The organism is Rhodococcus sp. AB351 (assembly GCF_049538275.1).
Taxonomy (GTDB): Bacteria; Actinomycetota; Actinomycetes; order Mycobacteriales; family Mycobacteriaceae; genus Rhodococcus.
In genome coordinates, this window is sequence record NZ_JBMVFW010000005.1 from 291,867 (window position 1) to 306,496 (window position 14,630).

General features: G+C 68.7%; 15 protein-coding genes and 1 pseudogene. 7 read left to right on the forward strand and 9 right to left on the reverse strand.

Annotated elements, in window-relative coordinates:
* The first annotated feature begins 57 nt into the window (after positions 1 to 57).
* Positions 58 to 1,563, forward strand: coding sequence for a carboxyl transferase domain-containing protein (locus tag ACPCXD_RS13765; protein WP_145693454.1), 1,506 nt, complete (start codon positions 58 to 60; stop codon positions 1,561 to 1,563).
* 21 nt (positions 1,564 to 1,584) lie between these two features.
* Here ACPCXD_RS13765 and ACPCXD_RS13770 read toward each other — a convergent pair whose 3' ends face one another.
* Complete coding sequence (locus ACPCXD_RS13770) at positions 1,585 to 2,259, reverse strand: GOLPH3/VPS74 family protein (protein WP_145693455.1); 675 nt, start codon at positions 2,257 to 2,259, stop codon at positions 1,585 to 1,587.
* A 130-nt stretch (positions 2,260 to 2,389) separates the two neighbouring features.
* On the opposite strand from ACPCXD_RS13770, the gene ACPCXD_RS13775 reads away from it, so the two are divergent.
* A complete protein-coding gene (locus ACPCXD_RS13775) occupies positions 2,390 to 4,282 on the forward strand; it encodes a propionyl-CoA synthetase (RefSeq protein ID WP_229567287.1) in 1,893 nt (630 codons plus the stop codon).
* A 69-nt stretch (positions 4,283 to 4,351) separates the two neighbouring features.
* Here the strand turns inward: ACPCXD_RS13775 and ACPCXD_RS13780 are convergent, their stop codons facing one another.
* Genes ACPCXD_RS13780 through ACPCXD_RS13790 form a run of 3 tightly spaced genes read right to left on the reverse strand, consistent with a single transcriptional unit; the run spans position 4,352 to position 6,143 of the window.
* Positions 4,352 to 4,594: a DUF3618 domain-containing protein gene (locus ACPCXD_RS13780; RefSeq protein ID WP_120281568.1), complete on the reverse strand. Its 243-nt coding sequence runs from the start codon at positions 4,592 to 4,594 to the stop codon at positions 4,352 to 4,354.
* The gene (locus ACPCXD_RS13785; RefSeq protein WP_060652009.1) at positions 4,591 to 5,016 is read right to left on the reverse strand and encodes a phage holin family protein; all 426 of its coding nucleotides are present in this window, start codon (positions 5,014 to 5,016) and stop codon (positions 4,591 to 4,593) included. Before ACPCXD_RS13785 ends, ACPCXD_RS13780 begins: the two co-directional genes overlap by 4 nt.
* Positions 5,013 to 6,143, reverse strand: a complete 1,131-nt coding sequence (locus tag ACPCXD_RS13790) for a YihY/virulence factor BrkB family protein (protein ID WP_106200555.1) — start codon at positions 6,141 to 6,143, stop codon at positions 5,013 to 5,015. The genes ACPCXD_RS13785 and ACPCXD_RS13790 overlap by 4 nt, the downstream gene beginning before the upstream one ends.
* A gap of 98 nt (positions 6,144 to 6,241) precedes the next feature.
* Between ACPCXD_RS13790 and ACPCXD_RS13795 the strand changes: the two genes are divergently transcribed.
* From ACPCXD_RS13795 to ACPCXD_RS13810, 4 genes are read left to right on the forward strand one after another with little or no spacing between them, the layout of a single operon-like run.
* Complete coding sequence (locus ACPCXD_RS13795; RefSeq protein ID WP_106200556.1) at positions 6,242 to 6,751, forward strand: flavin reductase family protein; 510 nt, start codon at positions 6,242 to 6,244, stop codon at positions 6,749 to 6,751.
* A 37-nt stretch (positions 6,752 to 6,788) separates the two neighbouring features.
* Positions 6,789 to 7,565 (forward strand): pyrimidine reductase family protein, encoded by a 777-nt coding sequence (locus ACPCXD_RS13800; protein WP_186455327.1) that lies wholly within the window; start codon positions 6,789 to 6,791, stop codon positions 7,563 to 7,565.
* Entirely contained in the window at positions 7,555 to 8,046 is a 492-nt protein-coding gene (locus ACPCXD_RS13805) for a CinA family protein (protein WP_106200558.1), read from the forward strand. Before ACPCXD_RS13800 ends, ACPCXD_RS13805 begins: the two co-directional genes overlap by 11 nt.
* Before the next feature lie 44 nt (positions 8,047 to 8,090).
* Positions 8,091 to 8,603, forward strand: a complete 513-nt coding sequence (locus ACPCXD_RS13810) for a hypothetical protein (RefSeq protein WP_186455328.1) — start codon at positions 8,091 to 8,093, stop codon at positions 8,601 to 8,603.
* Here ACPCXD_RS13810 and ACPCXD_RS13815 read toward each other — a convergent pair.
* Positions 8,586 to 10,385, reverse strand: coding sequence for an acyl-CoA dehydrogenase (locus tag ACPCXD_RS13815; protein ID WP_016694485.1), 1,800 nt, complete (start codon positions 10,383 to 10,385; stop codon positions 8,586 to 8,588). The genes ACPCXD_RS13810 and ACPCXD_RS13815 overlap by 18 nt on opposite strands.
* A 139-nt stretch (positions 10,386 to 10,524) precedes the next feature.
* Here ACPCXD_RS13815 and ACPCXD_RS13820 point away from each other — a divergent pair, with 139 nt between their 5' ends.
* The gene (locus ACPCXD_RS13820) at positions 10,525 to 11,157 is read left to right on the forward strand and encodes a TetR/AcrR family transcriptional regulator (RefSeq protein ID WP_390889807.1); all 633 of its coding nucleotides are present in this window, start codon (positions 10,525 to 10,527) and stop codon (positions 11,155 to 11,157) included.
* Between the two features lie 86 nt (positions 11,158 to 11,243).
* Here ACPCXD_RS13820 and ACPCXD_RS13825 read toward each other — a convergent pair whose 3' ends face one another.
* The 4 genes and pseudogenes from ACPCXD_RS13825 to bla form a co-directional block, all read right to left on the reverse strand.
* Positions 11,244 to 11,609, reverse strand: coding sequence for an FKBP-type peptidyl-prolyl cis-trans isomerase (locus ACPCXD_RS13825; RefSeq protein ID WP_039958015.1), 366 nt, complete (start codon positions 11,607 to 11,609; stop codon positions 11,244 to 11,246).
* 6 nt (positions 11,610 to 11,615) lie between these two features.
* A pseudogene (locus ACPCXD_RS13830) lies at positions 11,616 to 11,966 on the reverse strand (FKBP-type peptidyl-prolyl cis-trans isomerase); the annotation flags it as partial.
* Positions 11,967 to 12,015: 49 nt separating this feature from the next.
* Complete coding sequence (locus ACPCXD_RS13835; protein WP_016694482.1) at positions 12,016 to 13,314, reverse strand: citrate synthase; 1,299 nt, start codon at positions 13,312 to 13,314, stop codon at positions 12,016 to 12,018.
* A 271-nt stretch (positions 13,315 to 13,585) separates the two neighbouring features.
* Positions 13,586 to 14,563 carry a class A beta-lactamase gene (bla, locus tag ACPCXD_RS13840; protein WP_229567284.1) on the reverse strand — a complete coding sequence of 326 codons (978 nt, stop codon included), beginning with the start codon at positions 14,561 to 14,563 and terminating at the stop codon, positions 13,586 to 13,588.
* Positions 14,564 to 14,630: the final 67 nt, after the last annotated feature.

Below are 14,630 nucleotides of genomic sequence, written 5' to 3' on the forward strand. Positions count from 1 at the left end.
CCCCTCGTTCGCGCCGTTATAGGTTGACCTCGACGGACGAGGACAGGTGGAGGCGACGTGGCCGGTGGCAGGATCTCGGCGCAGGAGTTCATCGACAAGGTGCTCGACCCGGGAAGCTTCGTCTCCTGGGACGTTCCGCCGATCGATGTCGGGGCGGGCGAGAAGTACCTCGCCGATCTGGAGCGGGCCGCCGAGAAGTCCGGGGTCGACGAATCCGTGCTCACCGGTTCGGGCACCGTCCACGGCCGCCGGGTCGCTCTGATCGTGTGCGAATTCTCCTTCCTCGCAGGCTCGATCGGTGTCGCCGCCGCCGAGCGCATCGTCACTGCCGTCGAGCGTGCGACCGCCGAGGGACTACCTCTGCTCGCGTCGCCCACCTCGGGTGGCACCCGCATGCAGGAGGGCACCCTCGCCTTCGTGCAGATGGTGAAGATCGCCGCCGCCGTCGCCGCACACAAGGCCGCCCACCTCGGCTATCTCGTGTACCTGCGCAACCCGACGACCGGTGGGGTGTTCGCGTCGTGGGGGTCGCTCGGGCACGTCACCGCCGCCGAACCCGGCGCGCTCGTCGGGTTCCTCGGCCCGCGCGTCTACAAGGCGCTCTACCAGGAGAACTTCCCCGAGGACGTCCAGACCGCGGAGAACCTGTACCGCAAAGGCGTGATCGACGGGGTCGTGCCCCTCGGCGGTGTGCGGCAGGTCGTGCACCGGTTGCTGCGCGTACTCGTCGAGGGCAACCGGCCCGAGGTGACGTCGAGTCCGGCGATCACCACCGTCGACGACGTGCCCGACATCCCGGCCTGGCAGTCGGTGATGCTCAGCCGACGGCCCGAACGGCCCGGTATCCGGCAGTTGCTGCGTCACGCCGCCTCCGCGCAGGTCCCCTTGTCCGGGACCGGTGAGGGCGAATCCGATCGCACCGTCCTGCTCTCCCTCGCCCGGTTCCGGGGCGTGTCGTGCGTGATGTTCGGCCAGGACCGCGCGGGACAGTCACCCGAACGCACGATGGGGCCGGGAGCACTGCGCGAGGCCCGCCGCGCGATGCGTCTCGCCGACGAACTGCGCCTGCCGCTCGTGCTCGTCATCGACACCCTCGGTGCCTCGTTGTCGAAGGAGGCCGAGGAGCGCGGGCTCGCACCCGAGATCGCCCGCTGCCTCGCCGATCTCGTCACCCTGCCCACCCCGACGGTGTCGGTGCTGCTCGGTCAGGGAACCGGCGGCGGCGCGCTCGCCCTTCTGCCCGCCGACCGGGTGCTGTGCGCACAGCACGGCTGGCTCGCCCCGCTCCCGCCCGAAGGTGCCAGCGCGATCGTGCACCGCGACACCACCCACGCACCGGCCATGGCGCACGATCAGGGGATCCGCTCCCGCGACCTGCTGCGCAACGGTGTCGTCGACGCGGTCGTCCCCGAGCATCCGGACGCCACCGAGGAACCGGTCTCGTTCGTCAAGCGGATCGGTGCCGCGGTGGCCCGCGAACTCGCGATCCTCACCGACGAGCCCGCGGAGGACCGCTGCCGGCGACGGATCGAGCGGTACCGGAATCTCGGCCTGCCCTCCTGACCGTCGCCGGCGCGATCCGGATCAACTCGAACCCGCCACCGCTCCGCCGGCCGCGACGGCGGCCATCATGGCCGCGTTGACGGACGCGACGGCGTCACGCACCGCCTTGGCCGCCCACTCGCCCTGCGCGATCTCCTTCGCCCGTTTCTTCACTGCCCGCTTGTCGGCGTCCGGGAACACCTTCGGCGCCGCATCCGCGGCCGACAGCAGCGCGATCAGCGCCGCGGTGCGTGGCTCCGGGGTCAGGCCGTCGATCAACGCCGCGCGGATCAGGTCGCGGACGCGCTGCTCGTGGGTGGAATCGATCGCGGGCCACTTCTTCGTCGGGAACACCCCGAGGATCTTCCCGCGCTCCTCCGAGACCCAGCCCTGCTCGACGACCCGAGCGAGAAGCTTCTCCTGCAGGCCCTTCTGCAATTTCTCGATGGCCGCCGTCGGTTTCAGCGGCCTGCCCGAGCCGAGCCGCTCGACCGCCTCGGCGAGGATCGGATCGGCGGGTCGTGCCTCGGTGCGTATCGCGATCCGCCCCTTCTTCACCTGCTTGCCCTCCGCGTCGACCGCCACCACGTCGTCGAGGGCGAGTTGGAGGAGCACCGCACCCGCGAGGACGCGGGGCAACTTCACTCCGTCGACGACAGGCTTTCCCGATTCGTCGTCGAGAAGCAGGAGCAGCAGGTCTTCCGCGATCGAGGTCATGCGGCTCAGGGTAGGCACTTCGTCCGTTCGTCGCGTGGTTGTGTCCGTCCGACGCAGACCTGCAGCCACCCCCTTGCAGGTCACATAGAGTGGTTCGGGCCACAACCGCCGTCGAGGAAGGACACGAACGATGGGCTCGTACGAGGAGGCGTTCCGCCGGAGCACCGAGGATCCGGAGGGATTCTGGCTCGAGGCCGCCCGCGCGGTCGAGTGGGAGAGCGCGCCGACGCGAGCCCTCGACGACTCGGCGGCACCGTCGTACAAGTGGTTCCCGGACGGCACCCTGAACACCAGCGTCAACGCCCTCGACCGGCACGTGGACGCCGGGAACGGCGACCGCCCGGCCCTGATCTGGGATTCGGCGATGGTCCCGGCCAAGCGCACCTACACCTACGCCGAACTGCTCGACGAGGTCGCGAAGTTCGCCGGTGTGCTGCGCGACCAGGGTGTCGCGGCCGGCGACCGCGTGATCGTCTACATGCCGATGATCCCCGAGGCCGCCATCGCGATGCTCGCCTGCGCCCGCATCGGGGCGGTGCACTCGGTGGTGTTCGGCGGGTTCGCCGCGAAGGAACTCGCGACCCGCATCGACGACGCCACGCCGGTCGTGCTCGTCACTGCTTCCGGTGGTCTCGAACCCGGCCGCACCATCGAGTACCTGCCGATCGTCGAGCAGGCGATCGGTCTGTCGCCGACCCCGCCGCACACCGTGATCGTGAAGAACCGCGAGCAGATCCCCGGCTCCGCGGCCGATTACCAGACGTCCTCGGCGGCGTGGTTCGACTGGGACGAACTGTGCGCCGACGCCGCCCCTGCCGAGCCCGTGACGGTCGCGGCGACCGACCCGCTCTACATCCTCTACACCTCCGGCACCACCGGGAAGCCGAAGGGCGTGGTCCGCGACAACGGTGGGCACGCCGTGGCCCTGACGTGGTCGATGCGCAACATCTACGACATCGACCCGGGCGACGTGTGGTGGACCGCCTCCGATGTGGGCTGGGTGGTCGGCCACTCCTACATCGTCTACGGTCCGCTGCTGGTCGGTGCGACGACGGTGATGTACGAGGGCAAGCCCGTCGGCACCCCCGATGCGGGTGCGTTCTGGCGGATCATCGCCGAGAACGGCGTCAAGGCCCTGTTCACCGCCCCCACTGCGATTCGCGCTGTGCGCAAGGCGGATCCGAACGCCGAGGAATTGAAGAAGTACCCCATCGACTCGCTGCAGACGCTCTTCGCCGCCGGTGAGCGCCTCGACCCCGACACCTACCACTGGGCGACGAAGGTGCTCGACCGCCCGGTCGTCGACCACTGGTGGCAGACCGAGACGGGCTGGGCGATCGCCGCCAACTTGCGCGGCCTCGAGGCGATGCCGCTCAAGGCCGGCTCCCCCACCGTCCCCGTCCCGGGATACCGGGTCGAGATCGTCGACGGAGAAGGCAAGCCCGTCGATCCGAACACCGAGGGCAACATCGTCATCCGCCTGCCGTTGCCGCCGGGCACGCTCGCCGGCCTGTGGCAGGACGACGACCGGTATCGCCGCTCGTACCTCGACACCTTCCCCGGCTACTACCTCACCGGCGACTCGGGCTACGTCGACGAGGACGGCTACGTCTTCGTCCTCGGCCGGTCCGACGACGTGATCAACGTGGCCGGGCACCGGCTCTCGACCGGCAGCATGGAGGCCGTGGTGGCGTCGCATCCCGCCGTCGCCGAATGCGCCGTGGTGGGCATCCGCGACGAACTGAAGGGCCAGCGTCCGTCGGGCTACGTGGTGCTCAAGGCCGGTGTGGAGATCGATCCCGAGACCCTGCGTCAGGAACTCGTCACGATGGTCCGCGACCAGATCGGTGCGGTCGCGACCTTCCGCGACGTGACGGTGGTCCAGGCCCTGCCGAAGACGCGCTCCGGCAAGATCCTCCGCAAGACCATGCGGCAGATCGCCGACCACGAGGAGTACACCGTGCCGTCGACGATCGAGGACCCCGCCGTGCTCGACGCGCTGAAGGAACAGCTCGGCGGCTGACCGACCCCGACCCGCACGGATCGGCGGACGGAGACCTCGTCTCCGTCCGCCGAGTGCATTGCATTCAGGTCACTTCCGTCGTCGGCGCCTCACGAGCACCAACACGAGCACGGCCGCGACGACTCCTCCGGCCACCGCGATCAGATCGGGCCGGTTGCGGACCTCCTCGGCGCGTTCGGCCGCGGACTGCTTGACCCGGGTGGGCACGTCGAGCCTGTCGGTGAGTTCGCCGACGGTCGCGGCGAGTTCGGCCCGTTGACGTTCGATGTCGGCCACCTCGTCCGGACGACCACCGTTGTCGGATGCGGTCACTTCGTTGCTCCCTTCGCGGCGTCGATGTCGGCGCGGACACTGGCGACCGTGCGTTCCGGCACGGGCGGTGCGGCGTTCTTCGCCTTCGAGGCCCCGACCGCGGCGAGGATGCCACCGACGGCGAGCACCACGAGCGCGACGATCAGAGCCGCGAGCCACGGTTCGACGGCCGTGGCGAGGCCGAGCACCGCCGTCGCGATCAGCGTCGCCAGACCGAGGAACAACAGGATCGCTCCCGCACCCGAGATCCCCACGCCCACACCGATGCGGGTGCCCTTGGACTTGACCTCCTCGAGCGCGTGCGAGACCTCGGTCCGAACCAGGGTCGAGACCTGTTCGGTGAGTCGCTCGGTGAGCTCTACCGTGGACAGGTTCTTCGGTTGTTCGGCCACGGGGCGTGCATTACCGGTGGGTGTCGTCATCGCGGATTCCTTTCCGTCGTGGGCACGGTAGGGCCCACGGGGTCGGCCGCCTCTCCGGGGGAGCCGTCGGGGTTGTCGGTGCTGTGGGCTTCACGCAGCCTGCGCCCGTGCTCGACGAGTTCTTCCAGCTTGGCGGCGTTCTTCTCGCTCGCGCGCGAATCACGTTCGGGCAGTTGCAGTGTCTTCTCGGCAGGCATACCGGCCTGCAGCTGACGGCCACGCTCCATCTCGGCGTCGAACTCGGCGCCGAACAACAGGGCCAGATTGGTGATCCACAACCACAGCAGGAAGATCACCGCGCCGGCGAGTGAGCCGTAGGTCTTGTTGTAGCTACCGAAATTCGAGACGTAGAAGGCGAATGCCACCGAGGCCACGATCCACACGACGATCGCGATGAGCGACCCCAGGCTGACCCAACGGAACTTCGGCTGCGACACGTTGGGCGTCGCGTAGTACAGCACCGCGACGATCATGACCACCAGTGCAAGCATCACGGGCCACTTGACGATGTTCCACACCGTCACGGCGGTGTCGCCGAGGCCGATGACGTCGCCGATCGTGCGTGCGACCGGGCCGCTGATCACGAGCATCAGGGCGGTCGCCCCGGCGGCCACCAGGGCCACAGCGGTGATCAGCAGCATCAGCGGGCGCAGCTTCCAGACGGGCCGGCCCTCTTCGATCTCGTAGATCCGGTTCATGGCGCGGCCGAAGGCGCCGACATATCCCGAGGCCGACCACAGCGCGCCGAGAATACCGACGACCAGGGCGAATCCGGCTGTCGGTGCGGACACGAGCTGTTCGATCGGGCCCCGGAGGGTGTCGACGGCGGAGGACGGGCCGAGGTCCTCGACCATGCCGAGCACGGTGTCGACCGTCGTCTGTCCCTGGCCGAACACGCCGAGCAACGAGACCACGACGAGCAGCGCGGGGAACAGCGACAGGACGGCGTAGTACGTCAGCGCGGCGGCGAGATCGGTGCACTGATCCCGGCTGAACTCCCGAATCGTCCTGCGCAGCACGTACTTCCACGACGGCTTGGACAGATCGGTCGGTGAGTCGGGTTTGCGCGGGTCGTCGGGGGCGAGGGTGGCACCCGACGATCCGTCACCTCTGTGCTCGGCGTCCATACTGCGGCGGGTACCCCACCTCACTCGTAGACCAAACTCACAGGCGCACGTGTACCGAACTCCCGCCGGGGCGGGGGCACGGCCGTACGATTCGGCTCATGGCCGACACCCCACTCGAAGGTTCCGCCGACGGTTTCGCGGACATCGCCTCGCAGCTCGACTACCCGATGTTCATCGTCACCGCATTCGACGGTGAGGAACGCAGCGGTTGCCTAATCGGCTTCGCGACCCAGTCCGCGATCGATCCGGCCCGCTTCCTGGTGGCGCTGTCGAACAAGAACCGGACCTACCGGGTGGCGTCGAAGACGAAACACCTCGCCGTGCACGTCCTGACCCCGGACGACCGCGAACTGGCAGCGCTGTTCGGTGAGCACACCGGCGACGACATCGACAAGTTCGACCGCTGCGCGTGGCGCGAGGGACCCCACGGCCTGCCAGTGCTGGACGGTCCGCGCGCGTGGTTCGTCGGCCGGATCCTCGAGACGTTCACGACCGGTGACCACGGCGGTTTCCTCCTCGAACCCGAACGCGGTGAGCTCCGCGGCGACCTGGACCGCCTCATGACCTTCAAGTCCGTGGGCGATCTCGACGCCGGGCACGGCGCGTGACGTGCATCCGGCGGGCGGGAGTGGTCTGATCGGCGACATGCGACGACTCGACGGCACCGATGCGGCGCAGCACGTGGACGACACGGCGCTGCGCGCTCTCTACGCCTACCCCGACGACCTGTCCCGGCCGTGGATGCGGATCAACTTCGTGTCCTCCCTCGACGGAGCCGTGGCGGTCGAGGGACGATCCGGCGCCCTCGGCTCGCCCGCCGACAAGAAGGTCTTCGGGCTGCTGCGCGAACTCGCCGACGTGATCCTCGTGGGCGCGGGCACCGTGCGGGCCGAGAACTACGGCGGCGCCCGGACCGGCGAGGCCCTGCGTGCGCGCCGCGAGGAGGCCGGACTCGCTCCGATACCGCCGATCGCAGTGGTGACGGCCTCGTGCGACCTGCCGACCGACCTGCGGCTGTTCACGGACACGACGATCCCGCCCGTGGTCTTGACGACCGCACGGGCCCCCGAGGCCGCCCGGCGCGCGGTCGAGGCCGCCGGAGGCGACGTCCGCGTCATCGCCGACGCGGTGATCGACGGGCCCTCTCTGCTCGCGGCGATCGGCGAGGCCGGATGGTTCCGGGTGCTGTGCGAGGGCGGACCGAATCTGTTCGGCCGCATGATCGAGGACGGCGTCGTCGACGAACTGTGCCTGACCTGGGCTCCGGTCCTGGCCGCCGGCAACGCCGCGCGTATCGCGCACTCGCCGACGGCCGCTCTGACACCCCTGCGACGTGCGCACCTCGTGTGCGACGACGACGGCACCCTGCTCACCCGCTGGGTGCGACCCGATGCTCTGGAAGGAGACACGCATGGCCGATGACGACGTGGTGGAGGGGACGGACACCTCCGACGAGTTGATCGAGCAGCTGGCTCAGCTCGCCTCCGACAAGGAGCTGACGCTCGGCTGCGCGGAGTCGCTCACCGCGGGCACGCTCGCAGCCCGCCTGGGTGCCGCGAAGGGCAGCTCCGACTGGTTCCGCGGTGGCATCGTCGCGTACTCGCGCGAGGTCAAGTACGGCCTGCTCGAGGTTCCTGAAGGTCCGGTCGTATCCGAGAGCGCGGCCCGCACGATGGCGGAGAGCACCTCTCGTCTCCTGGGCGCGGACATCGTCGTCGCCGTGAGCGGCGCCGGTGGACCGGACCCGCAGGACGGCCGCCCGCCGGGCACGGTCTGCTTCGCGACGACCGGTCCGGACGGCACCCACAGCGAGGAGCAGCGCTTCGACGGTGACCCCCAGGATGTGCTCGCGAAGACGGTGCGTCACGCCCTGTCGTTGCTCGTCGAGCGCGCGTCCGCCTGAAAATCGGATGCGATCCTCTGCCCGCGGGGCCTAACGTGACGAGCATGCGCGTCGTCTTCACGAAGGGTCCCGGCATCGGGTACGAGATCGCGGTGCACCGCGACACCGGTCCGGAGCTTGCTCCGCGCAACGGCCCGGGCGGTCACCCCTATCTCCCCCACGACCTCGTACATCTGCTGGTCGAGAAGGAGGCGGGGATCGAACTCGGCGTCTTCGGGCAGCTGGCCGCGGGCGACAACGGCCTGTTCTGGCCCGCCGACAACGCGGAACGCACCCGCGCGGGCCGACGCCGCAAGGCGAAGAAGCATGCAATGCCGCCGCGCGCGGAGGCCGACATGATCAGGTCGGAGGAATTGGCGCGCATCGCCGTTCCCGTCTGGGAGGTGCGACGCGGTCTGGCGCAGAGCCTTCCGGCATATGTGTCCGCACACGATGTCACCCCGGTGGTCGACCGGATCGTCGACACCTTCGACGACCACGCCGACCGGTGGCATGCGCTACCGGTCGGCGGGTCGTTGACGGTCACCTGGAATGTGTCGCTACAGAACCGACGGTGACACGTCGAGGGTCGTGCGGTCGAGGCTTGCGAGCAGATCGAACTGCGGTCCGGTCCTGGGCAATTCGAAACGGAAGAAATAGCGTGCGGCGGCGCGCTTCCCGTCGAAGAAGTCGCCCTCGCGGTCGCCCACGGCGAGGAGCTGTTCGAGCCACATCCACGCCACCACGACGTGCCCGACGGCTTCGAGGTAGACCGACGAGTTGGCGAGGGCCACAGCGGGATCGCCGGTGGACCACAGTGTCGCGGTGGTCTCCGCGACGCGAGCGACGGCCGCACCCAGCTGCTGGGCGTAGGCGGCGGCGTCGCCCCCGGCCTGAGTCGCCCGCGCGATCGTCTCGCCCACCGCTTCGCCGAGCAGCGCGAGAGCGGCACCGCCCTGCATGATCACCTTGCGGCCGAGCAGGTCGAGACCCTGGATACCGTGCGTGCCTTCGTGAATGGGATTGAGGCGGTTGTCGCGGTAGAACTGCTCGACGTCGAACTCGCGGGTGTAGCCGTAGCCGCCGAGCACCTGGATGGCGAGGCTGTTGGCCTCGAGGCACCACTGCGACGGCCAGGACTTCGCGATGGGGGTGAGCAGGTCCAGCAGCAGACCGGCGCGGGTCCGTTCGTCGTCGCTCTCGGCGGTGCGCTGCACGTCGACGAGCTTCGAGCAGTACAGTCCCAGCGCGAGCGCGCCTTCGACATAGGACTTCTGCGCCAACAGCATTCGGCGCACATCGGCGTGTTCGACGAGCGGCACCTGCGGCGAGGCCGGATCCTTCGCGCCGAGCGGCCGGCCCTGCGCGCGGGTACGGGCGTAGTCGAGCGACTGCAGGTACCCGGCGTAGCCGAGGGAGGTGGCGAGGAAGCCGACGCCGATCCGGGCCTCGTTCATCATGTGGAACATGTACGACAGGCCCTTGTGCGGCTCACCGAGCAGGTAGCCGACCGCCCCGGCCTCGCCGCCGGGGGTGTGGACGCCCTCGCCGAAGTTGAGCAGGGTGTTGGTGGTGCCGCGGTTGCCCATCTTGTGGTTGAGGCCGACGAGGGCGACGTCGTTGCGTTCGCCGAGCGTGCCGTCGGCCTCGACGAGGAACTTCGGGACGATGAACAGCGAGATGCCCTTCACCCCGTCCGGCCCGCCGGGGATCTTGGCGAGGACGAGGTGGACGATGTTCTCGGTGAGTTCGTGGTCGCCGCCGGAGATCCACATCTTGGTGCCGGTCAGCCGGTAGGTGCCGTCCGCGGCGGGCACGGCCCTCGTGGTGATGTCGGCGAGCGACGAACCGGCCTGCGGTTCGGACAGGCACATGGTGCCGAAGAAGCGGCCCTCGAGCATCGGCGGCACGAACGTCTCGATCTGCTCGTCGCTGCCGTGGGTGACCAGCAGGCTCGCGTTGGCGGCGGTGAGGAAGGGATAGGCCGAGGTGCCGGCGTTCGCGGCCTGGAACCATGCCATCGATGCGCGCTGCACGGTGACCGGCAGTTGCATGCCGCCGTGCTCCTCGTCGAACCCGCCGGCGAGGAGTCCCGCCTTGCAGAACAGGTCGAGCGCGTCCTTGACCTCGGGGATGATCTCGACGCGACCGTCCTCGCCGATGCGGGGTTCCTGGGCGTCGCCCTTCTTGTTGTGGGTCGCGAAGTGCTTCGTGGCGATGTCGGCGCTCAGGTCGAGCACGGCGTCGAAGGTCTCCCGGGAGTGCTCGGCGAACCGACTCCGCGCGGTGAGGGACTCGATGTCGAGCCAGTCGTACAGGAGGAAGTCCAGGTCGCGGCGGGACAGTACGGGAGAGGGCATCGAGGATCCTTTCGGGCGACTCGGATATCGGCCGCAGCAGGAACGAACTCAGCAGGAACGAACTAAGCGCTCACTCAGTAGACCAACGACGGTGCATGATGTCAACGACGCCTTCTCCGCGACCCGCAGGACGGACCCCGTGACCGACACACCCGAGCAGACCCCCGACGCCTCTCTCGCCGCAGCGCTCCCAGGCGGTGGATCCGAGGTCGCACGTCGGCTGGTCGCGTCCGCGGTGGAGTCCTTCGCACGCCGCGGCTACCACGCGACCACGACCCGCGACATCTCCGTCGGCGCAGGATTGAGTCCCGCGGCGCTCTACGTGCACTTCCCGTCCAAGGAGGCCGTGCTCTTCGAGGCCGGCCGCAACGGGCACCTCCACGTCCTCGAGGAGGTCGAGAGCGCCGCTTCGAGTTCCACCGACCCGATCGAGCGGATCCGCGCCATCGTCGATCGCTTCGTGCGGATCCACGCCGTGCACCACACCACCTGCCGGGTGGCGCAGTACGAACTGCATGCGCTCTCGGAGGAGCACTACCGCGAGATCGCGGAGATCCGCAGACGCACCGACGCCGTGGTCCGGGAGGTCATCTCCTCGGGCGTCGACAGCGGCGCGTTCCGGGTCGGCGACGTACCCACCGCAGCCCTGGCGATCCTGTCGCTGGGGATCGACGTCGCCCGCTGGTACCGGCCCGGCCGTGTGGGCGTCGACGATCTGGCCCGCAACTACGTCGACCTCGCGTTGTCGATGCTCGGGGCGTCCCGCAACTGAGCCGGCCGGGCACCGAACGACGACGAGGCCCGCAACCCCGGCGGTCTCACCGGTGTTGCGGGCCTCGAATGTCGTTGCGGGTCGGGTTATCCGACGCCGAGCAGATCGATCACGAAGACCAGCGTCTTGCCTCCGAGCGGATGCCCGGAACCGGCCGGTCCGTACGCGAGCTGCGGGGGCACCGTGAGCTTGCGACGTCCACCGACGCGCATGCCCGGAATGCCTTCCTGCCAGCCCGGGATCAGGCGTCCGAGCGGGAAGCGGACGGAGTCGCCACGAGCGAACGACGAGTCGAACACGTCGTTGGTGTCGTACTCGACCCCGTGGTAGTGCACGTCGACCACGCCGCCGGGCTGCGCTTCGTCGCCGTCACCGATGGTGATGTCCTCGATGACGAGATCGGCGGGCGCCGGGCCGGTTGCCGGCTCGACCGTCGGAACCTCCGGCGGCACCTGCACGGCGAGCAGGTCGATGATGAACACCAGCGTCTTGCCCGACAGGCGGTGGCCCGATCCGGCGGGACCGTAGGCGAGCTCCGGCGGGATGGTCAGCTGGCGACGGCCGCCGACCTTCATGCCCGGGATGCCCTCCTGCCAACCGGCGATCAGACCGGACAGCGGGAAGGTGATGGACTCACCACGGCTCCACGACGAGTCGAACTCTTCACCGGTATCGAACTCGACCCCGACGTAGTGGACTTCGACCTTCGATCCGGGCTCCGCTTCGGCACCTTCGCCGACCACCAGGTCCTTGATGACCAACTGGGTGGGGGCGGGGCCCTCCTGGAACTCGATTTCGGGCTTTGTCATGCGTGTCTCCTCGTCGGGATTCGGTCGATCTTTCCGGTCGCTACGAGGTTCAGCGCTCCTCGAGGGACGTGTACGGGCGCTCGGTGTAACCGGTGTAGATCTGACGCGGACGGCCGATCTTCAGGGTCGGGTCCGAGTGCATCTCACGCCAGTGCGCGATCCAGCCGGGCAGGCGACCCAGGGCGAACAGCACGGTGAACATGCGGTCCGGGAAGCCCATCGCACGGTAGATCAGGCCCGTGTAGAAGTCGACGTTCGGGTACAGCTTGCGCTCGATGAAGTAGTCGTCCGTGAGGGCGGCCTCTTCGAGCTTCATGGCGATCTCGAGCAGTTCGTCGCCCGCACCGAGCTTCTTGAGGATGCGGTCGGCGGTCTTCTTGACGATCGCGGCCCGCGGGTCGTAGTTGCGGTAGACGCGGTGCCCGAAGCCCATGAGCTTCACGCCGTCTTCCTTGTTCTTGACCTTGCGGACGAAGTCCTTGACGTCGCCGTCGGACTTCTGGATGCCGTCGAGCATCTCGAGCACGGCCTGGTTGGCGCCGCCGTGCAGCGGGCCCCACAGTGCGTTGATGCCGCCCGAGATGGACGTGAAGAGGTTGGCGTCGGAGGAACCGACGAGGCGCACCGTCGACGTCGAGCAGTTCTGCTCGTGATCGGCGTGCAGGATGAGCAGCATGTCGAGCGCCTGAGCGATTTCGGGATCGATCTCGTAGGGCTCGGCCGGGAAGCCGAAGGTCATGCGCAGGAAGTTCTCGACCAGCGACAGCGAGTTGTCGGGGTAGAGGAAGGGCTGGCCGACCGACTTCTTGTAGGCGTAGGCCGCGATGGTCGGCAGCTTGGCGAGCAGACGGATCGTCGACAGCTCGACCTGCTCGGAGTCGTCCGGATCGAGGGAGTCGGGGTAGTACGCCGACAGGGCGTTGACCGCGCTCGACACGACCGGCATCGGGTGCGCGTTGCGCGGGAAGCCGTCGAAGAACCGCTTGAGATCCTCGTGCAGGAGGGTGTGGCGGCGGATCTTGTCGGTGAAGACCTCGAGCTGCTCCGCGGTCGGCAGCTCACCGTAGATCAGCAGGTAGCTGACCTCGATGAACGTCGACTTCTCGGCGAGCTGCTCGATCGGGTATCCGCGGTACCGCAGAATGCCCTTCTCGCCGTCGATGTACGTGATCGCCGACTTCGTGGAGGCGGTGTTGACGAAACCCGGGTCGAGGGTGGTGTACCCGGTCGCCGCGAGGAGCTTGCCCAGCTCGATACCGTCATTGCCTTCCGTCGCCTTGGCGATCGACATCGTGTGTTCGCCACCGGGGTAGCTGAGGGTGGGGTTGGTGTCATTCTCAGCGGGCACGAAGGATCCCTCTCAAGCTCAGACCTACGAGAAACTTCCGGACATTCACGTAGAACCTAGCCGTAGCGCGGGGTATGCGCTGCGGCAGGGTCCGCCGAAAGTCCCCGATCGGTATGTCGTCCATGTGGGTTCCGAACGCTCGCCCGCACCCTCCGCGACTGCGCCGCAAGGCCGGCACACGCCGATAACCTGCGGCAATACTACCCGGGTCTCACCAAGGTCGTTACGCGGGGATCTGCGCGTATCCGGCGCCCCACGCCGGCCACTGTACTCACGGCACGGCGAAGAGCGCATCGACCAGCGCGGCGGTGGTCTCCGCGACGGGCCCGCCCTCGAGGGGAGCGTCGGGGTCACCGGTGGTCGAGTCCGACAGGATCACCAGCAACAGCGGCTGCCCGTCCGGCGACCACACCACCCCGGCGTCGTTCACCGTCCCGTGATTGCCCCCGCCCGTCTTGTCCGCCGACGTCCATCCCGACGGCAATCCCCCGCGGATCCGGGTGTCCGAAGTGGTGGTCGCCCGCATCCAGCCGAGCAGTGTCCGCTGTTGCGGAGCGGGCAGCCCCGAACCGAGCAGCACCTCGCCGAAGCCACGGGACAGTCCGGCAGCGGTGGTGGTGTCACGCTGGTCGCCCCGTGCCGCCTCGTTGAGTTCGGGTTCCCAGCGGTCGAGCCGGGTGGTCCCGTCCCCGACGGAACGGGCGAAGGCGGTGACAGCGTCGGGCCCACCGATCCGTTGCAGCATCAGGTTTCCGGCGGTGTTGTCACTGCGGGTGAGCGCGGCCTCGCACAGCCGGTCGAGCGGCAGCACGCGCCCCTGATGTTCCGAGGTCACCGGCGAATTGACGACGATGTCGTCCGGGTCGATCGGAAGGGTCTCGTCGAGCCGGAGGGTTCCCTCGGCCTCGAGGCGCAGGATCGCGGCGGCGGCGTAGACCTTGAACGGAGAACAGATCGCGAACCGCTCGTCGGCCCGGTGGGTGTGGACGCGCCCGGTCACCGGCGACTGCGCGACCACACCGAGCCTCACGGCATAGCGGTCCTCGATCTCCTTCAGGCGCTCGTCGACACCGGCGGCGAGCAGCCGGGTATCGGTGGCCGACTCGGCCGTCGTCGACGGGATCGTGTCGACCGGACCGTCCTGCGACCCACAGGCCGCCGCGGCGGTGACGGACGACAGGGCGAGAGCGGAGTGGAGAAAACCCCTGCGCGACAATCCGTTCCGGACAATGGATTCGGTGGGTGTCATGCCGACAGGACACCACCGACGGGAATCGGCCCGCCAATACCCACCTGCCGTCCGCACGAGTCGGAAA